Annotated in this window: 1 protein-coding gene (cut by a window edge); it reads right to left on the reverse strand. The window is 63.4% G+C overall.

The features are described from left to right. Nucleotides 1-23533, reverse strand: the 3' portion of a protein-coding gene (locus tag H663_RS22375; RefSeq protein ID WP_053176080.1) for an LEPR-XLL domain-containing protein. It continues 19037 nt past the right edge of the window; only the last 23533 of its 42570 coding nucleotides appear in the window; its start codon lies beyond the right edge, outside the window; its stop codon occupies nucleotides 1-3.

Raw genomic sequence — 23533 nt, forward strand, 5'->3', positions numbered from 1 at the left:
TCACGACGGGTCGGACTCTCCTTGGGCAGAGGCTGCGTTCAGGCTGGCCGTTTCTTGCGAAGAGCCACTGGCCAAGCCTTGCTCAGAGGCCGCTGCAGCGGGCTGAGCAAGTTCACCTTCCGTTGACGGCCGGGCCTTGAGCGCTGGCGAGTTCCGTGGCAAAAGCGTTGGGGTCTGCATCGCTGACTGCTCAGCGTCCAAAGCGGCCACCGCTTGCTGCTGCGCTGGCGTCAGGGTCTGGGTAGTCTTCATGTTCAAGGCGTCCTTGACTTTGACCTTGCCCTTGCCCTTGACTTTGCGCTCCGGCTTTTGCTGCGCCTTGTCAGCCTGGTCCAGCTTGTGGGTTGCGGACTTGTTCGCTTTCTTCTTTGCGGATGGGTCTTGATGTTCCGGTTTGGACAAGGCCTCGCGCTGGGTGAACGAACGCTGCGCCCAGCTGCTGAGCATGTCAGCGCCAAACACATCTTCCACCGGCACTTCAGAGCGGATCTTCAAAGCCGCTTCCAGCAAAGCCGTGGCCGTGTGCTGCGCGCCATCATCGTCCATGACCGAGACACTGAACGCCGCACCAAGCTGGCCAGAACCCTTGAGCCAAGACATGGGGCTGGACAAATCGGTGGGAGCCGATGTCAGGCGATCGCGTGCCGACACCAGCTGGACCTGATCGGACCACTGCTTGCTCAACTGGGCATTGAAGACAGACAGTATGCTGCCGTTGGCCGTGGTTTCCTTGCCCAAGGGGCTGGCGATCTCACGGTAATTGGCGTTGTGCATGTCGCGGTAACCCAGCTCAGCACGGGCAATGATGGTTTTGCCGCTGATGCGGGCCACACGGTTGCCTTCGGCAGTGGGCGTGTTGCCCACCACCTCGCCGGTGTAGCCCGACATCAGGATCATCCAGCCGTCTTGCGAGCGAGAGTCTGCCGACACGATGTTCAAGCCGGTTTTGCCGGAGATGATCACATCGCCGCTGTTGCCGTTGGCAACGGTCAAGCCCTTCACGTCCACATACAGGCGATCGAACATGAAGCCGCCGATACCGGCCGCCGCCGTCACGGACAAATCGCCCGAGGAGACGATCTGCGGCTGGCGGCCATTGCCTGCCACGGTCACAGCACGCCCTGCATCGAGGTGGATGTCACCGCCGTAGGTTTGCATGCGCAAGATCTGCATGTCGCCCCCGGTGCGCACCGTGATCGCGCCTGCATCGGTGACGATGCCTGCAGACGGGGCCATGCTCAGCGAGCCAGCCACCGACAGATCCACCTGCCCCGTGCCTGTCTGCGTGAGCAAACCGCCACGCACCAGGCGCGCATCGCCAGCGAGCTGCAAGAACATGCTTTGGCCTGGTGTGGTGGCCGAAATGTTTCGGGCATCCACCTCTAATGGCGCAGCCTCGCTGCCAATGCCTTGCGCCACCGACAGTTGCAGGTCTTGCGTGTGCACCTGGGTGCCACCAGACAGTGGCCACACCAGTGCTCGGGCGTTGATCTCCAGCGAAGACAGGTTCAGGTTCAGCACCGTGCGGCCGTCCAGCGGGGCCAGTGTCAGTGTGTCGCCTTCCACTTTCAACCCGGACAAGGTCTGGCCTGCGCCCGGTGAGCGGATCGCCAGATGGTTGACGCCTTCAAAGTGCGCCGCATCGCTGCCCCCAACGCCCACGCCGTTGTAGAAATCCACCTTAGCCGACGCGCCATTGAAGACCATCGGTGTGCCGTTGTCTGACTGCACGCCTTGCAGGAACTGCACTTGCGCTGCATCGTTGATGAACAAGCGACCACCGCTGCGCAGCACCACCCGGTCAGAGAACGTCACCGTGCCGCTTGCCGTGATGAACACATCACCTTCCACGTACAGGCGCTCACCAAAGGTCACGTTGACCGCGCCGTCCACCCGCAGGCCTTCCAGGTCCGCCAGAGCAGACACCGACAACTCAAAACCACCGGCCAGACCCGTGAGATCGCCCAGGCTGGAGCGGGCCACGCTGAGTTTGTCGCCCACCACATAGCCACCGCCACGCGAGATCAGCTGCACGTTCGTGACCTGCCCACCCGCAACGGTGACCTTGGCCGTGGCGCCTGCGCCGCTGCCGCCCAGCAAGCTGACCGCGTCATACACGCCGTCCGCATACAAGCTGCCGCCTGCGCTGATGGCAAAGTCACCCACACCATCGCCCATGCGACCGGTCAGGGTGATGTCACCGCCAAGAGCTTTGAGGCTCAGCACATCCTGGTTACCCAGACCGCCGTTGACCCGGCCTGTGACTTCCAGATTGCCGCTGCTGGCGCTCGATCCTGCCGTCAATGAGACCTTGCCCTGAATGCTCAGCGCATCGTCAATCAGCATGCCCGTGCTCATCACCACATCGCTGCCATCGGCAAACACCGTGGTGTTGCCCGGGCCATGGATCTCCAGCTGTGTGCCCGACACATCGCCGTAGATGTAGACCTTGCCGCCTGTGCCTTGCGCCAGCACCACCAGCGGAATCGGCACCAGCACCGCGGACGCACCGCCACCCAACTCGACCGGATTGGACCCCAGATCGGAGCCCAGAACCAGGCTCTGGGAGTTCATCCGCGACAGTGCTGCCGGGTCGAGCACAATGCCGCCCGCGCCTGCGCCGCCCAGACGAATCGGCATGCTCGGATCGCTCGGTGTGATCTGGATGGCAAAGCCGGGCGTTTGCACCGTGGACAAATCAAAGGCCCCGGCCTGCAAAGGCGGCGTAGCGTAAACCGTGCCTGCAATGCGAACTTCGCGGCTATCGCCCCCCGTTTGGTAGGTGTACAAGCCCCCGTCAATGATCAGACGGTTCTTCACCGTGAAGTCATAGTCTTTGGCGTACACCTTGCCTGAAACGCTCAGCTGATTGGCCGTCACCTTGAGCGTGGTGTTCACACCCAGACGCACATCGCCACGGCTGTCCGCCATGTCGGTGATGCGCACGGTGTCGCCCACTATGTTGAGCGTGCCCAGCGTCTCGTCCCAGAAAATCTGCTCGGCGCCGCTGACCAACTGGCCTGAGCCCAGACGGATCACGTTCTGACTGGCGCTCGCACTCAGAGGTTTGAGTTGCAAGGTCAAGGTGTCGTTGAGCAAATCGCTGCCAAGGGTGGATTCCTTCAAAGCCATGGAGCGGGTTTCGCCTGCGCTCAGCTGGGTATTGCCCATGTAAACAATCACCTGGTCAGCACCGCCCGAAGCGGTCACGGTGAGCGACTCGGTGCCGAACTTCATCACCGACAACTCGTCCGAACGGTTGCCCAGGGTGATGTTGTCCAGCGCAGCGCGGCTCACGCGCAGGCCGTTGCCGGTGTTGGCAAAGACTTCAAAATTGCCAGCGTTGTACGACGCCTTCATGGCAAAGGCTTCCTGCTCCAGAATCGGCACGACCTTGACACTGCGGTTGACGCCATCATCGGCCACCAAAGTGAATTCACCCGTGGCCCCATGGGCGCCTGCCACAAACTGCAAGTAACCCGATGTAGTCAGCACGCTGTTGATGGCTTTCTGGTCGCCGCTCAAAGTGAGCACGCCTTCGTCCTGCTTGACCGCCAGTGACGGTGCGTACAGGGCCACTTCGGAAATGTGCACATATTGCTTGCCGAACTTGCTGCCCTTGACCTCGGGGAACACCACTTTGTAGTACTTGTACGCCGTCGCATTGTCAAAGTTCAGCGTGCTGACCGATCCACGGGCATCGGGCAGATTGACATCGCCCTTGGCCACTTGCGCCCAGTCTGCACTGCCCCAGGCCAATTCGTCGTTGGCGCCATACAACTCGTAGGTCTTTGGATCCCACTGCCAAATCAGATCGTTGGTGCGGGATGTCAGCTTCATCTGCTGCACCGCCTCGGGTGTGGACAGGGTCATGATCAGACCGCTGCCAGGACCATCAAAGTTCAGGTACTTGGTGCTTGTATTGTTGTCAATCGATCCGGACACCTTCTCGTTGGCGGGGCTCTTGGGCGAAGAAGCCGCCACCGCAATCACCGACACCCGACCCAGATCGCTGTTTTGCGCGATGGCAGCCAGGGCTGCGTCCGACAAGACCATCTGGCCGCTGGTGGCCGACAGTGTCACCGTCAAACGGCTCGAATCGGCATCCACCAGCGTACCGTCGGCCAAGGGCAGCTCGGTCGGCTTGCTGGCCAAAGCAAAGATCTGATCGGGTAGCACGATGTTGGTCGCAGCCCCGGCCGCTGGCGGCAGGAACTTGTAGATCGGACGGCCCGAAGCCATTGCCACCACCTGGCCTGCAGCCTCGTCAAACGTCGCCATGCGCCAATCCAGGCCAGAGCCCATGGGCGCACTGACTTGGGTCCAGATCGTGCCGCCGTTGCGCGAGAGCCAGACGCCACCGCCGCCGCCGCTGCCGTTGGCCGTGGCCGTCAGTGTCTTGCCGTCATCGCTCATCCAGACCGAAGTCCAATCCGCCTTGATGGTGGTGGCTTGCCAAGTCCAGCCAGAAACACTGGCATCGGCCACAAACACCTGGCCACCGCGTGCAGCGGCCACCAGGTGGGTGCCCGTGGCGTCCATGTCCACCGAGACCCAATCGCCATTGTTCAAGGCGCCACGGGTGATGTCCTGCCAGACGATCTGACCGTCGGCTCCCACATTGGCCATGTACAAAGCCCCTGCCCCACTGCGATTCGACGAAGCGCCGCTGGCAGCCAGCAAGCGCGAGCCATCGGCGCTGGCGGTCATGGCATTCCAGTTGACATTGGGCTCACCGTCCACCTTGGCCCAGCTTGTGCCTTGCGCATCCAGGGTGCGCATCTCGCCCGGCAGGTCATCGGTCTTCCAGCCCCAGCTGAAAATGTTGTTGAAGTAGAAATAACGCAGGCTGTCGGTCCGGTCTGCCGTCAGCACCCGGTCATCGCCCAGCACCAGCACCTCGGAATAATTGTCCGAAGGCGCGGTGCTCACCGTCCAGCTCAGCCCCGCATCGCGCGACACCGCCAGGCGCCCGCCCGACGAGAAGGCCGCGATCATCTGGCCATCGGGTGAGATCGACACCGCGTTGTAGTCCAGGCCCTTGGGCGCATTGGCAGGCAACCAGGTGTCGCCATGGTCACGCGACAGGTAGATGCTTTGCTGACCGCTGCTCACGTTGGCCACCGCCACCATCACGCTGCTGCTCACCGCCAAATCGCGCCAGCTTTGCGAGACCGACGAGGTCAGGGCTGCATGCACCTGGGCTTGCGCCATGCTGCTCAAGTCACCTTGCTGGATCACCACTTTCAGGGTCTGGACATCGTCAGAACCCTCAAAGCGGTAGCTGATCTTGCCAGCCGCCTTGAAGAAGCTGTTGAGATTGGCCACCGTGCCTGTGAAGACGGCCCGGCCGGTGCCCGCACCGCTGACAGTCACCCCGCCAGACGAGCCCGCTTGAATCACGCCCGCAGCAGCTGAGACGCTGACTGAAGCAGGTGCGCTGTCATCACCGGTGAACGGCGTACCGGCAAAGCTCAGGGCCGTCGTTGCGCCACGCACCGCCGTGAACGTCGCAGGGATCGACACCGTGGGCACGCCCGGCAAAGGCCCGACGATGCCCTGCAACTCCTTGGACAAACTGCCCGAGAAGTCCAGGTGAGACGCCTGCTTGCCGTTTTCCACCAGGGTGTTGACACCCAGGCCGCCTGTGAAGACGTAGGTATCCACCCCATCACCACCGATCAGCTTGTTCACGCCCAGGATGGCGTACAGGGTGTCATTGCCACCACCGCCATCAAGATCGTTGCTGCCAGCACCGCCAAACAAGATGTCATCGCCCAAGCCGCCAGACAACTTGTCGCGGCCACGTCCACCGATCAAGAGCACCTTGGCCGTTCCAGTGGCCAGCGCGCGCATGATGTTGTTGCCTTCCAGGTCGATGGCCGTTCCGCCCCCGGCGCCCAACAAGATCGTGTCATCGCCCGCCCCACCCTTGGCATCGATCACGATATTGGATTTCAGACGCGATGCGTCCAGCGTGTCGTTGCCCTCACCCATATCGGCCACGATGCGCTTGACGCCCTTGAACTCCTGATAGAAGCCCTGGAACTCCACGCCCACGGTGTCACTGCCTTCACGGCCACTCAGGATGAAGTTTTCCGAATCATCCGAGGTGCTCAGGTACAAGCGGTCAGACGCATGGATGCCCGCATTCAAGGTCAGCACACCCTCTTGCACACTGCCCAACACCGGTTTCACCGTCACAGCCGGGATGTTGATTTCCATCAGCTTCAGGCTGAACAGCTGCACGTTGACGTTGAAGAAACCGATCTTGGCCCAGACATAACCATTGAGGTAAGGCGTGATCTTGATGTCAAACAGGTTGAACACCCCGCCTGGCACGCCGGGCACCAAGCCCGGATACATCATCATGGCCAGCATTTCCGAAGGCCGGACCTTGCCGTCGCCCTTGTAGTCCACCGAGATGTACTGGCCGTCCGCATCGCGCGTCACGGTACCCACCTTGATGTCGTTCAGATCTGCATCCACACGCAGCTGCAAACCGGCACCCAGGCCGACGGCCACACCCGGCACACCCACACCGGCTTTGAGGCCGATCTCGATGCTGATGCCCATTTCCGGCTTTTCCGCGCCCGGCTTGCTCACGCCATTGACCGTGACCGGCAATGACCAATCGTTGATGTAGAAACCATCCAGCACATTGAGCACATTACCCGTGGCCACGGCTCTTTGAATGCCATAAGTGTCATAGCCAAACGAGAGGTCTGCGAACACCCGCACGCCGCCATAGGCATAAATCGGGAACTCGATCGGGATCGGGATGACGCCCGCCGTGAGCAAAGCCAGATTGGGTTTGGCCAGCAGCACATCGAAGTTGTACAGGCTGAAGTCCAGGTACGGCAGCTCATAGGTGAACAGCGTCGCATTGCCGCCGCTGAAAATCTTGGCCCAGTTGGAGATGTCTGTCATGTACGACATGAACTGCAGGCCTGAACGGCCACCCGATCCACCACCCCCCGAAGAGTCCTTGCTCACCTGGGTCATCTTGGCATTGAAGGCCGTGATGATGGGCGAGGTGTGCGAGAGGTTCAGATCCAGCGCATCGGCCGCCTCGAACGTCACATGGTTGGTGCCCAGCCCCTTGATGCTGCCCAAAGGCAAGCCCGCGCTGAAACCGACCAGGGTCTGCAGCATGGTCGGCATGTCGAGTGCGAACTTGACGGCATCCAGGAAGGCCCAGTTGATGGCGGGCTTGTCGGGCATGGCGATCTTCCACACCATGTCGATGACGCCGCGCAGCGTCGGATCGTCCTTGAGCACCAGATCCAGGCCCGTGATCGGCGTGGTCAAGGCATTGACCACATCGCGGAAAGGCTCGACCGCCTGGGCCACTTGCTTGGCAATCGGCATCAGGAAATCCATCACCGTGGACTGCAAATCCAGGCGGATGTTGTTGATCGAGATGTCGGGTTTGGACGCCACACGCTCGCCCAAACGCCAATCCCAGTCGAGCCTGAAGTCGGCATTCAAACTCGGCATGCCCGTGACCCCCAGCGCCATGCCCAGGTTCAGGTGCGCGCCCACGCCAAAGTCCACCTTGACCGCAGACAAGGGGTTGGACAACACGCGGTCCAGCGTCAGGCGGTTGGCCTTGTCTCCCTTGAGGTCAATGCCCAGGCGGCCGTTCAAACCGCTGGCCCGATAGGGCGAGTTGGTGCTGTTGTACAGGTCCTTCACGCTGGCTTCAAAGAACATCAGCTTGCCTCGACCTTCAAATGTCGAGGTGACGTTCGGGTCGGTAGGGCTGCCATCCAGATAGGCCTCAATGTCCATGCTCAGCTCGGGGTCCAAGGCGTCGGAGTTGGTCACCATGTAAAAGCCACTGGAGGCCGACAGGCCAAAGCCGAAGTCGTATTGCCAATCGGCACTGAGTGCAAAACCGCCGTCCACATTGAGCGACAGATTCGGTATGTTCAGGTCCAGCGGAATGTCCACCCCCAGCGCCAGAATGCGCCCGCCCAGATTGGCATCAAAACGGATGGCGTCTACCCCGCCTTTGGGCAAGACCATGCCCGGCTTCCAGGTCGACACCCGCAAGCCGCTGGCGTCAAAGAACGCCACATCAATGTCATCGAGGGTCAGACCGGCCTGGCCGTCATAGTCCATCAAGATGCCCAGACTCTGGAAGGTGTTGAACAGCGACTCGCGCACCAACTCGACGGGCTTGCCCGGGCCAGCGAGCTTGGTGCGCAGGTCTTGCAGCAAGCCACCGCGCAAATTGCCAATGAGCTGACCGGCATCGGCCAGGTGGGTGCCGATGAACGGAATGTCCGCCGTCAGGCTGTTCTGGAAAAAGTCCTGCACCGTGCCCAGACCCAGGTCCACACCGTTGAGCAGCAAGGTCGGGTCGTACAGCACATCCAGCGCCGAAGTGCCGGAGGGCACCGCACGCGCCAAATCGGGCAAGGCCATCTTCAAGGCCGGAGCGCCGGTGGCGACGCCTGCCAGCTGGGCCAGCAGGGTCGGCAAGCCCTGGTTGCCCAGAGCCGGATCGGTGTAAATGCGCAAACTGCCCAGCGGCACTTGCTGCGACAAAGCGAGCAGGTTGATCGGCAAATCGATGTCCAAAGCACCACGCGCGATCACCTTGGGCTGCCCCTTGTCCAGCGCTATGCGCAACAAAGCCGGTGCAACGGTCTCGGCCTTGCCGTCTTCGTCCAGCACCACTTTGCCGTTGAAGGCACCCAACTGGATTTGGCCCGCGCTGAGCTTGATCACCAGGTCCTTCGCATTCAGGCTGGCCGTCAAGTCCAGGTGCGTGCCGGTGTTGGTGGCCTCGTCGTAGTCGATGATCTGTACGGGCGGCGTACCGCTGGCAGAGCCCGGCAGGGCAATGCCCACACGCGCCACCAGGCTGGCACCCACGGCGAACACGCCCGCCGCTTTGCCCGAGGCATCAAACAACTTGCCAAAATCGCTGGGCAAATCGATGCCTGCCAAAGAGGCCAGCGTCGCCAGGTCCAGGTTGATCTTGAAATCATCGCTGTACTGAAGGTCCAGCGTGAAGTCGACGTTCAGGCGGTGGTTGGCGACGTCCAGTGACAGGTCAAACAAGCCGGCAGGAACGCCCAAAGCTTCCTCGATGATCTTCTCGGCTTCGTCCAGTGCGGCGGCCGGGGTGTCCGCTGCCTTTTCAATGCGCGCCAGCAGCTGGTCGCCAAAGTTCAGGATGTCGCTCATCGAGCGGTTGATCAGCGGCAACTCCTGCGTGTAGAAAGGCTGGCTGCCCACGGCGGAATCCACCACATTGGCCACGGCACGCAAGCCGCCCACGATGTCCTGGATGCTCAGGCGGCTCAAATCGGTGATGGCGGCCACATCGGGCAGAACGATCACCACATCGTTGGCCGAGATGCCGTATTGGCTGCGCTGCGCCTCATTGCCGATGTCGAACTGGCTGGCGGTCACCAGTTGGCTCTGCGACCAGTCAAACAGGTTTTGCACATACAAGCCCAGCTCCAGCCCTGCGCCCACATTGATGCTGGCACCGCCGGTCTTGACCGTCAGGCCCTTCAAGCGCGCATAGGCGTCGCCCGTGACGTCGAAGTTCAGCCACTTGGGGCCTGTGTCGTGCAATTGCTGGCGCGTGAAGAACTCGCCGCCCACGGCGTTGGGCGCCCTGTCCAGCGTGGCCGTGAGCTTGGCGCCCAGGTGCACCTGCGAGCCGCTGCCCACACCACCGGCTTGCAGCGTGACAAAGCCCAGCTTGGCCAGCACTTGCAGATCGGTGACATCGGCCGTGATGCCCGCTGTCGCCACGAAATGGTCGATGGCAATGTCAAAGTTGCCATTGGTCATCAGCACCAGGTTGAAGTCCACGCCGACATCCACACCGACCGAGGCGATGGCATCGGTGCTCAGCGACAACTCAGAGCCCGCTGCCAGGTTCAGGTTCAAGGCCGTGGAGAACTCCGGCAACTTCACTTTGGCGCTGATCGGGATCACCAGATGGCCAGTGTCTGCGTTGTAGCTGGCTTTCTTGTCGCCCAGCACGCCGGACTTGTTGATCGCCGACACAAACTCACCCAGGGTGCTGATGCGCTCAATGCGCTTGTGCACCGTGTACGAGCTGGCCGCGTCGCTCGAGGTGTAGTCGCTCGACAGCGTCATGCTGCTGCCATCGACGGACACCGACAAGACCTGCAGCACCTGATTGCCCGTAGAGACAAAAAAGCCCTTCATGGACGAAGCAAACTGCCCGGCCACACCGCTGAGCACCGCGCTGCCCTTGGTGATGGCCGCCGTGCCGGTGGCCAACTGGCTTTGCCCGGGGGCCGCCACCCATCTCTGCATCGGCCGGTTGAAGTCGATCTTGTCGACCACGCCTGTTTCAAAGGCGCCCGCGATGTCCAGAAGCTGGTCCAGCGATTTTTCAATGAAGGGCAGGCTGCCCAGACCCAGTTGGGACACGTCCACGGTTTGCAGGTAATCCAGCACATTGGGGATGGCCATCAGCACATCCTCGATCTTGACTTTCGAGAAGTTCGTCAGTTTGTCCAGGCCCGTGGCCTCGAACACCAGAGCACCGGTCAAGGGATTGCCCGTCACCGTGACCTTGCCCGGACCACCTGTTTGACCTGCCAGGTCCACGCCCGCCAAGGTGGCATAAATTGGCAAGCTCATGGCCAGCTCGTTCTTGCCCGGCGTGAGCTGGAATTTGCCGTTATGCATGGCCAGACTGCCGCCCAGATCGAACTGAAAGCTGCCTTGCTCATACGGATTGCCATACTCGTCGGTGCCCAGTCGGCCAATGCCCACATCCAGCGGCCCCAGACGCGCCGCCAGCACCAGGCTGTCGGCTTTCAGGCTGCCCTGGAAGGCCAGCTTGTTCAGGTCAAAACGGGCCGACAGGCCATCTTGCCAATCAATGGCCAGGTCAAAGTCGACCTCGGCATTGATTTTGGCCTGCACATCGGCCGTGGCGTCAAACTGCAATCCGTACTGCGCCAAACCTGCACTCAGGTCCAGCTGCAGCAAGTCCGTGCCCAGCTTGACACTGCCGTCAAAGCCCAAAGACAGGCCGTTTTGGTCCAGACTGAAGCTCAGACCCGCACTGACACCGGCCTTGCGCGCCCAGTTCGAATCCAGATAGGCCTTCAGGCCCGACAAGGTTGGCACGCCCAGCTCGCCGTACACGGCAGCAGGCAGACCTTCGATGTCTGAGACCCAGGTGGGGTCCATGTAGCCGTTGATGTACTGCTGCACATAGTCGCCCATGCTGACCAGCGGCGACAGGTTCAGGATGTCGTCCAGCGACTTGTCGATCAGAGGCAGCTTCTCGCCGTTTTGCAGATCGGCCCGCGCCTGGCTCATCTGACCGGCCACACCCAGCAAGGCGCTGCCCAGACCGCCACCCAGGGACACATCCAGATTCGTCAATGAGAAATGCAGGTTCTTGTTCTGGCCCGCTTCTTCGGCCGAGAAATTGACCTTCAGAGGCTTGCCGCCAACTTTCAGTTCCTGATTGATCGCCGCGCCCGTGTTGTTGAAGGCCATCGACACGTCGCCATACACCGAAGTGGCCGACAAGCCGGGCACAGGCACCTGGCCATTGCCTTCGACCGCCAAGGCAAAACCGCCGTTTTGCATGACCAGCATCAAGGCACCCTCACGGATGCCCGCTTTCTGATCACCCACGTTGACCAGCGCGTTGATGCCCGAAGCGCCAATGACCGTCGAGCCATCGCGCACGCGCAAGGCAAAACTGCCGGTGCCCGAGATCAACGGTGGCACCAAGTCGTCGTTGCTGTTTTTCAGCTCGACCGAAATGGTGCCCGCCGCGGCGAACTCCGCCTCCTGGAAGTCCAGCGTGGTCACCGTGACCCCGCGCTGGCGGATGGCTGTTGAGCCATTGAGCTTGCCATCGGCGTCCAGGTCGCCCTGGGTGAAGTCCACCACACGGCCTTGCAGATCGCCCGAGCCCGGGCCGGTGTTGACCGCCAGGCTGAGCGTGCCGCCTTTCAGGCTCAAGCCCGCCATGCCTTGCAGGGAAACGCCTGCAGCCGTTGCCTTCAAGCCCACAAAAGCGCCCGCGCCTGCCGTGTCTGCCAGCACCATCAGACCGATGTCTGCGTTGCTCAGCGCTACACCCGCGAAGCTGTCAGTGCCAATGCCGCTGCCAAAGCTGGCCGTCACGCCCTTAGCGGACAGTGCGGTCACCTCCATCATGCGCTGGGTGCCGTCGTCCAGCGTGGTGTTGCGTTGGCCCATGCGGGCCAGCCCGAAAGTGCCTTGCAAGAGGACCGAAGCGCCAATGCTGATGTTGGCATCGGCGGCCAGGGCCAAGAAGGCACCGCCTGCGCTGGCAAAGTCCAGTGTCATCGTGTCGGCCACGTTGTTGGTGACCTTGCCGGTCAGCACCTGGATTTTCTGCTCAGGGGTGCCCAAGTCCAGCACATCACGCGCAGCCGCGCCGGCCTGACTGCCAAAGACCTGATTGGCTTCCAGGCTCAGCGAGTTGGCTTCCATCACCAAATCCTGTGCTTGCAAGCCCAGATCCTCTGCATTCAGCGCGATCTGGTCCACATGGGCTTTGACCGCCAGCCAGGAGCGGGTGTCATCGGCACCGGCATTGAGCGGACGCAGCAAGGCCATGGCCAGATCCAGACCCGTGACGCTGATGCCGCTGACGGATGCTGTCAAGTCATTCGCACCCACCACAAAGCCTGTGGCGCGCAGCGTCTTGCCGCCCACCACGATGTCGCGTTCCTGACGCGAGACTACGGCAGAGCCAGAAGCCGTCAGCTCATTGCCCACCTTGACGGACAGGGTGCCGCCGACTTCGATGCGTTCGCCGCTGAAGTCCAGCTTGCCAGCCACTTTGGTGCCGTATTGGATCGTCAAAGCTTTGTCACCGGACCAGTCCAGCGTGCTGGTGTTGGCTTCGCCCAAGGCGTTGGTGCCCATGCCCAGGTTCAAGGCCAGACGCAGGTTCTGACCGGACACATCCACACCGAAAGCCGCCGTGCCCAGCACGGCCATCGACTCGGCCATGCCCTGGACCGACAGCCAGCTGCGCTGGTCATTGAGCACATTCGATTTGGCCAGCACCAGACCGAAGTCCAGGCCGCTCAAACTGAAGCCCAAAGCCGCCGCGTCGGCACCCGTGGTCAAACGCGCAGAGACACCGACGCCACCCATCACCAAGGCGCGGGTATCCACAGTGCCGCCACCGGTCAGGCTGACGGTGCGCCGGGCGGTTTCAAAACCCAGCGTGCCGCTGAAGGTGGCCACATCGCCCACCTGCACTTCCACCGTGCCGCTGGCGCGCAAGAGCTGGCCCTGCCCGCCATCCATGTCGAGCTTCTTGAAGCTGTCGGCCTCGGTGCCCACACGCACACTCACAGGCAAAGCCTTGAAGTCGATGACGTGGGTGTCGGCAACCAAGCCATCGGCCAGACCGTAGACCTGGTTGAGTTCCAGGTTCAGCGAGGTGGCCGCCAGGGTGACCTCAGGCAGGCCCACCAGTTCTACCGCAGCAGCTTGCGCCGACAAGGCCATCCAGCGCGCGTTGCCCAACAAGTTGCCTGCGGCATCCTTGGCACCACTGGCCGCGCTGAACAGGCCCAGCGCCAGATCGGCCTGGGTCAGGGACAGGCCGACCGCGTCGGCGTTGAGCGTGTCCAGCGTGTCGATCTTGCCGTCGTTGTTGGTGTCGACCCGGTAAGGGCCGCCCACGCCAAAGAAAGCGTTGACCTGGCTCATGCCCACGGCCAGTTGATCGACCTCGATCTGGGCACCATCGGCCAGTTGCACCTCGGCCGTGCGTTTTTCGAAGGCGGCTGCGCCATCCACATACACCGACCCGGCGATGTCCAGTTGCACATTCGCCCAGACACGGATCACCTCGTGGTCCGCGCCCTTGAGCGTCAGCGCCTGGGTGCTGCCCGTGCCGGTGACCACGTTGAAGGGCGTGCTGGCAAAGTCCAGCACACGTCCACTTAGCGTGTCGCCCAGATTGATCTGCACGCTGGCGTCCGTCACCTCTGCCGTGACCGAGGGCACGCCCACCAAGCGGGCGGCGCCTGCCGTGGCCTGCAAAGCCAGACGGGTCGGCATCGCCTGCGCCCCGGTGAGCACCGGCGTGGTGAACAGGCCGCGCCCGGTGGCCGCTGCCGTCAGCTGCGTGCCATTGTGGTTCAGCGCCACCGAACGCCAGTCGATGCCTGAAGAGCTGTTGATCTGACGCCAGGTGACGCCCAGGTCGTTGGACAGCCAGATGCCACCGTTGGCCCCGTTGGCCGCTGCCGCGATGGTGCTGCCATCGTCCGAAATGGCCACCGCCGTCCAGGCGCGTGGCGTGGCCACGGCCGTCCAGCCCCAATCGGCCTGGCGGGTATCGGCCACATACAGTCTTTGGCCCGATGCGGCTGCCACCAGCACGGCACCCTTGACCGAAGTCTCAGGGGCCAATTCGTTGGGGACACTGTCCAGCGCTTCGCTGGCATCCACCGACACCCAGCTCGCGCCGCTGGGCAGACCCTGGTTTTGGCGCGCCCAGCTGGTGGCGCCCTGCGCGCCGACTTCACCCAGGAAAATGCCGGTGCTGGCCGCAGCCAGCAAACGGCCGCCCGCATCAAAGGCCGCCAATGACTGCCACTGCAGGTCACGGGCATCGATGGGCATCGTCGCTTCCTTCCAGCTGCCAGGCGCAGCGCTCTGGCCATTGAGCATGCCGCGCATCAGGTCGCGGTCGCTGGCCCGCAAGACCTCGGCCTGACCCTGACCCACCACGCTCACATCGAGGCGGAAGGGATTGTTCTTCACCTTGCCGGTGAAGCTGATGACGTTGCCGTCACCCCCCAGATTCACCACAGCGCCTGCTGCCTGCAGCTGCGCAGCCTGGGTCTTCACTTGATCCAGGACCAGTTGCTGCTGGGCGATCAGTTGGCTCAGCTCCTTGATCACCGAATTGTTCATGCCGAACAGGTTGAGCGATTTCAGTGCGCCCAGCTGGCGATTCAAGGCGTCCATCTGGGTTTGCTTGGCCGTGATCTGGTCTTGCCACTTTTGTGGTTCGGCAAAAATGGCCCGCAGCTTGTTGGCCACATTGGCCTGAATCTGGGCGTTGCTGGCCAAGCCACCGGTGCCGTTGCCTTTGGCTGTGAGGTCATTGGCCACCACGGTGTAGGTGACAGGCCGGGTGCTCACGCCCGTCAGGGTGATCACATCGCCTGCGGCATAAGTGCCGCTCAGGGCCAGCATGTCCAGCTGGGCCTGCAATGCAGAGGCGGCATGAACCCAGTCCACACCGCCCTTGCCTGTGACTTTGGCTTTGAAGCTGGTCCAGCCTGCATCGGGCTTGTCCGAGCGGGCCTCCAGGACCACCACCGCACCCGAGCCTGTGGCCGTGACCACACTGCCCGCCGCATCATTGAGCGCCTTGCGCAGCTTGGCCGTGACGTTGGCCAGCACCTGCGCGGCGCTGCCTTTGACCTTGCTGGTCGAGGTGCCGTCCGAGGTCAGGTCGTCGCTGACCACCTTGTAAACCACATCCGCTGTGGCCAGCCCAGTGAGGGTGAGGGTGTCGCCCGCCACAAAGCTGCCAATCACCTGGAAAGCGTCCTGACGCAAAGGCGAGCGAATGTCTGCGCTGACGATCAGGTCGTCTTTCACCAGGGCCGCATCGGTGTAACGGTCGTTGTAGGCCGATACCGTGCGCCAGGTGGCACCGCCATCGCTGGAGCGCAGAATGCCGCCGCCGTCCACCGTGGCCACAATCGTCTGGCCATCGGTAGACACGGTCACCGAGGTGAAGCGCACGCCCTTGGGTGCGGTGGTGCTGGCTTTCCAGTTCTGCCCACCATCGGTAGACAGCCACAAAGCCGCATCGGTGCTGCCAGCCGTCAGGTTGGCCACGGCCACCTGCAGCGTGTCGGACACGGCCACATCGCGCCAGTCGAGCTTTCGCGACAAGGTTTCGCGCACCATCTCGCGCTCGGCGGCCAGCATCAGCGCAAAGTCCACATCGGCCAGCGAGAAGCCCAGGGCATCTGCGCCCGGGGTGTCTTGGGCATCGATCTTGTTGTCGTTGTTGGTGTCGATCAGCGGTCCGCCGTTCAGGCCTGCAAAGGCCTGCAAGTTGGCCCCGCCCAGGGTCAACACATCGTGGCTGACCACACTGCCGTCATCCAGCCTGAGCGAGCGCACCGACTTTTCAAAGCCCAGCGAGCCGCCCGCGTAGAAGAAATCGCCCACCTGCAGCTTCACATCGCCTGCGGCGCGCAGCAGCGGGCCTTTGTCGCTGTCCACATCGATCACGCGGCTGGTGCCGGTGCCGGTCACCACCGTCAGGGGTGACTTTTTCAGGTTGAGCACCTGTGTGGCGCTGTCGGTGCCATCGGGCACGCCAAAGACCTGGTTGGCCTGCACCTCCAGGCTGCTGACTTCCACCTTCAAGGCCGAAGAGCCCACAAAGGCCACCGTGTCGGCGCTGGCTTCCAGGGCAAACCAGCCCATGCCGCCAAAGCGTGCGGGCTGACCGGCGCGGGCCGAGAACATGGCCAGGGCGAACTCGCCGCCTTCCATGGCAAAGCCCACGGCAGACGCATTGGGCGTGTCCAGGCTGTCGATCTTGCCGTCCAGATTGCTGTCCACCCAGTAGGGGCCGCCCACACCGGCAAACAGGTTCAGACCCGTGCCCCCCAGCGTGAGCTTGTCCACCAAGACCGTGCTCTTGTCGGCCAGCTCCACCGAGCCGGTGGATTTTTCCAGGCCCAGCGAACCGCTGGCAGACACAAAGCCTGCAGCGGCCAGCTCAAAGTCACCGCTGGCGCGGATGGATTCACCCAGCTTGCCATCCAGCGTGAGGTCGATGGAGCTGTCGTAGCCGGTGGCCACCGTCAGGGCTTGGGTCTTGAGGTCCAGCACCTGAGTGGGCGCATCCACAGCGCTCACACCAAACACCTGGTTGATGCGCACGTCCAGGCGCTGCGCCGTGGCCGTGATGCCCGAGACGCCCACCAGGGCCACTTCATCGGCCGAGGCCTGCAAAGCCACCCAGTTGCGGGCGCTGGCCTTGTCCCAGGCCAGGGCCAGACCGAACTCGGCATTCGTCACCGTCATGCCCATGGCCTGCGGGTTGATGTCGTCTTTCAGGTCGATCGTGCCGTCCTGGTTGGTGTCGCTGCGGTACGGGCCGTTGACGCCCACAAAGGCATTGAGCTCGGTGCCGCCGATGGTCAGCAGTCGGGTGTTGACTGTTTTGCCATCGGCCAGGGTCAGCGAAACCTCGGACTTTTCAAGGGCCATGGTGCCGCTGGCCGACAGGAAACCCGCCACCTGCAAGTCCATGCCCCCGGAAGCGCGCACCAAGGTGCCCCGCTGTCCGTCGTGCGTCAGCATCAGCGACTGGCCGGTGCCCGTGGCAATCTGCACCGCATCGCCCTGGAACACGCCGGGCGTGACCTCGCGGCGCACAAAGTTGATCACCTTGGAGGCGCTTTGCGCCTCGCTGAAGCCCTGGGCCATGTTGATGTCGATGCCCAGCGAATGGATGTCCAAATCGATGTTGTCCGGCAAGCCCACCGGCATGTCGATGCGGCCCACACTGCCCGTCAAGGCCAGCCAGCTCTTGTCCTTGTAGTCGGATGAAGTCACCGGGTCAGCCTTGAACAGGGCCAGGCCAAACGCCACATCGCTCACGGCCAGGCCGCGTGCATCGGGGTTGATCTCATCGGCGCTCACCACGCCGTCCTCGTCCAGATCGATGCGGTAAGGCCCCACGCCCACAAAAGCGTTCAAACCGGTGCCGCCAATGCTCAGCAGCTGGGTGTCCACCTTGGAGCCATCGGCCAGTGTGACCGCTTGGGCGCGTCGTTCAAAGCCCAGCGAGCCACTGACGTCAAAGAAGTCCCCCACACGCAGCGCCACATCGCCGGTGGCGCGCACGTATTGGCCCAGTCGGCCGTCCAGGTCAATGGCCTGGGTGCGGCCGGTGCCGACCACCACATCCAGCTTGCGATCGCCCGCAAAGTCGATGACCTTCTTGTCCGCGTCTTGTGTGTCGGCCACGCCGGAGACCAGATTGAGTTGAAGGGCAATGTTGCGCGCTTCGAGGGTGACATCGGGGATGCCCACCACCTGCACCGCACCAGCCGTGGCCTCGAGCGCCGACCATTGCAGGCCCGCAGCCACGGTTTGTCCGGCACGCGGCGAGAACAATGCCAGCGCAAAATCCACATTGCTCAGGGCCAGGCCCATGGCATCGGGGTGGTTCGACGCGTTGTATTGGCCGTTTTTGGGGCCATTGAGGCCCACAAAGGCGTTCAAATTTTGACCGCCCAAAGACAGCATGTCCGCCTTGACCTGGGTGCCGTCGGCCAGCACCACATCGCGGGTGGACTTTTCAAGGCCCATGGAGCCCGAGGCCGAAATGAAATCCGCGATCTGGAATTCAAAATCAGCCGAGGCCCGCACCAACGCGCCCTGGCTGGCCAGGTGCTTGATCTGGACCGACTTGCCCTGCACACCGGTTTCGATGGTCAGGGCGTTCCTGTGATCGACCACGTTTTGGCCGTCGGTGCCCACGTTGATGGCCACCGCCATGTTGCGTGCCTGGAAGTCCATGAGCGGCACGCCGTATTCGGTGGCGCTTTGCGACGTGGCGTTCAGGCTCAGCCAGCCACGCGGCGAAGCGCTGCCCGTGGGTGTTTTTTCCTGGTACAGGGCCAGACCGATGTCCACACCGGTCAACTCGAAACCGGCCGCAAACGGGTTGATTTTCTCTTCGTCCAGATTGCCGTCGTGGTCGGTGTCCAGACGGTAAGGGCCGTTGAGCCCCACAAAGGCCATCAGATTGGCACCGCCCACCAGCCAACGTTGCGTTTTCGCAGTGCCGTTGGCCAGCGTGACCTCCTCCAGCGAACTGCGCAGGGCGAATCGGCCATCCACCGTCAGGAAGTCGGCCGCCTGCAGCGTCATGCCCACGTCGTAGCTGCGGCTGGTGCCGAAATAGTCTGCGTTGAAGAACATGCCCAGCATGTCCATGTCATTTTGGCCATGGGCCGTGATGCTCAGCTGATCGGCCAGCGGACGCTGCACCGCATCGAGCACCAGGCTCGAACCCTCTTGCGTGAGCTGCAGCAAGCCACTGCCGTCGCCAAAACCAAACAAACCCGTGCCTTGCGTGAATTGACCCGACAGATCACCCGCCTGGACCAGCGCAAAGTGCTGCAGGCGCTGGGGCAAAAAGTCATTGCTGAGCGACACATCAAGGGTGGCGCCGTTGTCCATCGTCAAGGTGCCGGTGACTTCCAGCCGGTCGATCTGGCTGGCTGTGGCGCCCGACAGGCGCAAAGCCAGGTGCTGGTTGGCAGCAATCCGCTGGTTGCCCTCTATGCGCAACACGCCAGTTGCGCCACTGCGACCGAAGGTGCCCGCCGCTGGAGCGCCCGTTGCATCCACCAAGCGCAGACCGTTGGCTGCACGGATGACGATGTCACCCGCAGCGTCCAGCTCGGTCGCTGCCCCTTGGTCCACCGTCTCGGTGGCCGCCAGCGTGATGCCGCCACGGCCCGCCACGATGCCGCCTTGCAGCACGATGCGCGCATCTGCGCCGCTGGCACTCAGGCGCACAGCGCCCGCGCCCGAGGTCTTGACCGTGGCCACATCTGCCACATTGGCCAAGGTCAAAGTGCCTGTCACATCGGCGCTGCCGGTGGTGACTTCAATGTGGCCGCCATCGGTGCTGCTCAAACCGGTGAGCGTGGATTCGGAGGCAGCCGCTGCGCTGCCCGCTCGCGCCAGGCTCAGGGTGACGCTGCCCAGCGTGAGCTCATTGCGCTCATTCAGGCGCATGCTGCCCGCGCTGCTGGCGGCCAGGGTGTTGACAGATATTTCAATGGCCCCAGCCACGCTGCTGACGGCCATGCCGCCAGAGCGCACCGCACCGCCAATGTCTTGGGCGGCTTGCAGCAGCAACTGCCCCGCCTGGACATCGGCTTGGCTGGAGTCGACGGTGTCGCCGTCGATGATGGAGCCACCTCGGGCGATCAAAGCCACGCTGGCGTTGCCAGCGGCAATGCTCGACACAGTGATCGCGTCGCCAGACACCACGCGCACGGTGCCGCCCATGTTGGTCATGTTGCCTGCAGTGTCCAGGCGCACCGCAGCGCCCATCAGCACCGAGCCCGCGCCGCTGACCAACTCGATGGTGCCGTCGGGGTTGACCACCGAGGGCGCATCCAGCGTCACGCGGTCCAGGTGCAGGCCGCCGGACTGCGCCGACAGCGTCTCAAAACCTTGCCAGGCCAGCAGGCTGACACGCCCGCCTTGGGCCGTGACCGTGGCCACCGCATCGCCCTGGCGCTGGGCCAGCACATCGCGGTCTGAGGCGAGCAACACATCGCCATCGCCATTGCCATCGCCGTCCACGCTCAGGCCCGAGGCCTTCAAGCCCAAGCTCGATTGGGCCGACAAGAGCAAAGAGCCGCCCAGCACAGAGGCGCCCACAGCGCTGGTGCCTGTGACGCTGTTCAAGACCAGGGCATCGCCTTCGGCACCCACACCACCGCCCACGGTGATGAACTGCACATCGCTGGCCACCAAATCGGCAGCCCCGCCCACAGCCTGGCCCAAAATCTGGCCCGCTTGGGTTTCCAGACGGGCGTTGCCGCCCGTGCTCAGGCCCGTCAGGCCCAGATCGCCCGACTTCGCATTCAGCGTCAAATCACCCGACACCTTGCCCGAAACACGGGAGAGCACGGCTGCGCCATCGCTCAAACCCTGCAGCAGGAGTTGGACGGTGCCGTTGCCGACCTGGGCACCCAGGAAGGTCTGCAATTGCAAAGCGCCGGCCTCGATCAGGCCGGTGCCAGAAGTCTGCACATCCACCGAAGCGTCGATCACCACCGACTGGGCACGCAAGGTGTTTTGCACCGTCAGCGTGCCGCCCTGCCCGGCCATGTCCAGCTCGATGCGACCGGCAGCGCCAGCCACCGTCACGGCCCCGGCCAGGGTCAGGCCAGAGCCGATGCTGCGCAGCACCACGTCGCCATTGACCACATCGCCACCCACCTCCCCACCGGCCACAAGACCAGTGACCGTCAGCGCCTCGGTGCTCAGGTTGTCCAGCCAGACCTGTGCGCCCGCCGTGACCTGCAAGGTCTGCACGGCAATCGCCAGACCCGCGCGAGGCGCAAAGCTCACCCCCTCCAGCCCCGCCAACGGATTGGCGAGGATGTCGCCCGCCACATCCAGCATCAGGCTCTGGGCCGTGATGGCCGCAGCCGACTGCACGCGGCTCAGATCAGCACCTTGCCAAACACTGCGTGGCGCGGCCAGGCCGCGCAAATCACCACCGACCCGAATCTGGGCATCCCCCGTGGTGATCACGCGGGTGCGCAGGTCCATGTCCCCGCCCACACGCGCCGCAAATGCGCTGCTGCCCAAATCCAGCGCCACAGGGTCGCCGTTGGCGTCGCGCGCATCCACGATCAGATGGCCGCCCACCTCGAGATTCAAGGCCAGACCCGCAGGCAATGGCCCAGTGATCCACAGCGAGCCCGACACTTTCAAAGTCAGGCTGCTCAGGTTTTCCGTCACCCCAGACAAGACCGCGTCACCTTCAATGGTGAGGGTCCGGCTGGATTCGCCCGACACAAAGGCGTTGCTGACCCGGGCCGCGTCCACGGCCGTGACATTCTCGGTCGGTACCACCACAGCGCCCGACCGCTCACGGTCGGTGCTGCCGCTGCGCAAGAAGCCCCGCGCCACGGCATGGATCAAACCGCCCGCCACCAGCGAAATCTCGCCCACCTGGCCCGCCAGCGCAATCAGCTGGCTGTCAGCGGCCAAGTGGATGTCATCCCCCGACACCAGTTCCAGCGCTTTCGCTTCGGCCACCTTCAGCTGCGCCTGGCCGCGCAATGCGCCTTCGGCACGCACGGTGATGCCGCCGCCCAGGGCTTGCAGCGTGCCCAGGCTCAGGCCTGCGGCCTGGCCCCAGCCGTCCACGTCGGTGAAGCTCAGGTCACCCTCACCGGCGCTGGCGTCCAGCGCATCTGCAGCCACCAGCAGCGCGTCAATGCCCGTTTTGGCATTGAGCGTGAGGTGTCCGGCCACGATGACCGGCGCTTGGCCCAAGCCTGCCGCCTGCGTGATGGCACCGCCATCGGCCTTGAGGCTGATCGCCCCTGCGGCCACTGGCGTGCCGCCTGCAAGGCGCTCGGCAAGGCTGTTGGCCCAAGGCCCAGCCACAATTCGGCCCATCTCGATGCGGCCACCGGCCGTGACCTCGACGGCCCCACCCGCGCTGAAGAGCGTGGCGTTGGCCGCCTGGACCATGTCTTTGCCCGCCAAGAGCTGAATCACCCCAGCTCCCGAGGTGCGCAAGTCGGCGTTGATCAGAATGTTGCCGGTTGCGCCATCCAGGGCGCGCAGCGTCAAGCCGCCCGAACCGGCCAAAATGCCCGCGCCACCTTGAAGGGCGGGCTTGCCCTGCACCTCGATCTGACCGAGCAGTGCCGTGATGGACACCGCACCGGCCACGCCACTGCGCAGACCCGAACGCGGCCCTTCAAACAGCACACCTCGGCTGACCAGGCCTGCCTGGCTCACGGTGTTCAGTGCCGCAGGCGGCAAGCTCCCCACCACCAGACCGTCTTTTTCCACGAGGCGAATGTCACCGTTTTCGGTGGTCGCGCTGATGCGGTCTAGCGATGTGCGCAAAACCGTGTCGTCGCTCGTGCCGCCGATGCCGGTCACGGCCGACAACTCGACAGCCGAGCCCGTCAGGTTCCAGGCATCGCTGGCCAGGGTTGCAAAGTTCTCTGCGCTTTGGATGCCACCGGCACCCGCCACCACCGAGATCATGGACCCGTCAATCTTCAAGGCCCCGTCTGTGAGGCTGGCGTCCACCTGCCCCAAAGTCACGCCCTGTTTGCCTTGCTCGGACAGCAGCAAGATGTTGCCGCCTTCGGTGAAGGCCTTGGCCGTAGCGGCCATGCTCAGGTCGCCGGTACGCGCCTGGAACACCAGATCGCCTCCGCCGCTGTTGACCGTGCTGCCCTCACCCAAAGTGAAGGTGCCGCCACCGCTCAGGCTCATCGCACCGCCGTAGGAACGCACCGATACACCATTGGCCACGTTCAGGATGGCACCCGTGTCTTCTGCAGACAACAAGGCATTGCCGCCGTAGATGCTGACATCCTTGGCCAGCGTGAGACCGCCCACCAGCACCCGCACCACGGCACTGGCCGTGTGGGCCTGGCTGCCCACCGTGAAGCCGGCAAGGCTTTCAGTTTGTGTGCTCAAAGTGCCACCCAAAACGGCATTGCCGCCTGCGGTGGTCTCGATGTCATCCACAGACTTGAACGTCCCGTCCACGACCCCAAGCGCCAGCGCCCGGCTGGCCTGCAGCGAGACCGACGCACCGGCCCGCAAGGCCAGCACATCCACCCCGATTTCCAGCTTGTCCTGACGCCGGCCCATATGGCCCACGCCACCGCCCACGTCCACCAGGAGCTGGCCTGCAAGGACGTCGTCGGCCGCATCGTCCTGCACTTCGCTGAGA

Origin of the sequence: Limnohabitans planktonicus II-D5 (assembly GCF_001270065.2) — a bacterium.
GTDB classification, from domain to species: Bacteria; Pseudomonadota; Gammaproteobacteria; order Burkholderiales; family Burkholderiaceae_C; genus Limnohabitans_A; species Limnohabitans_A planktonicus.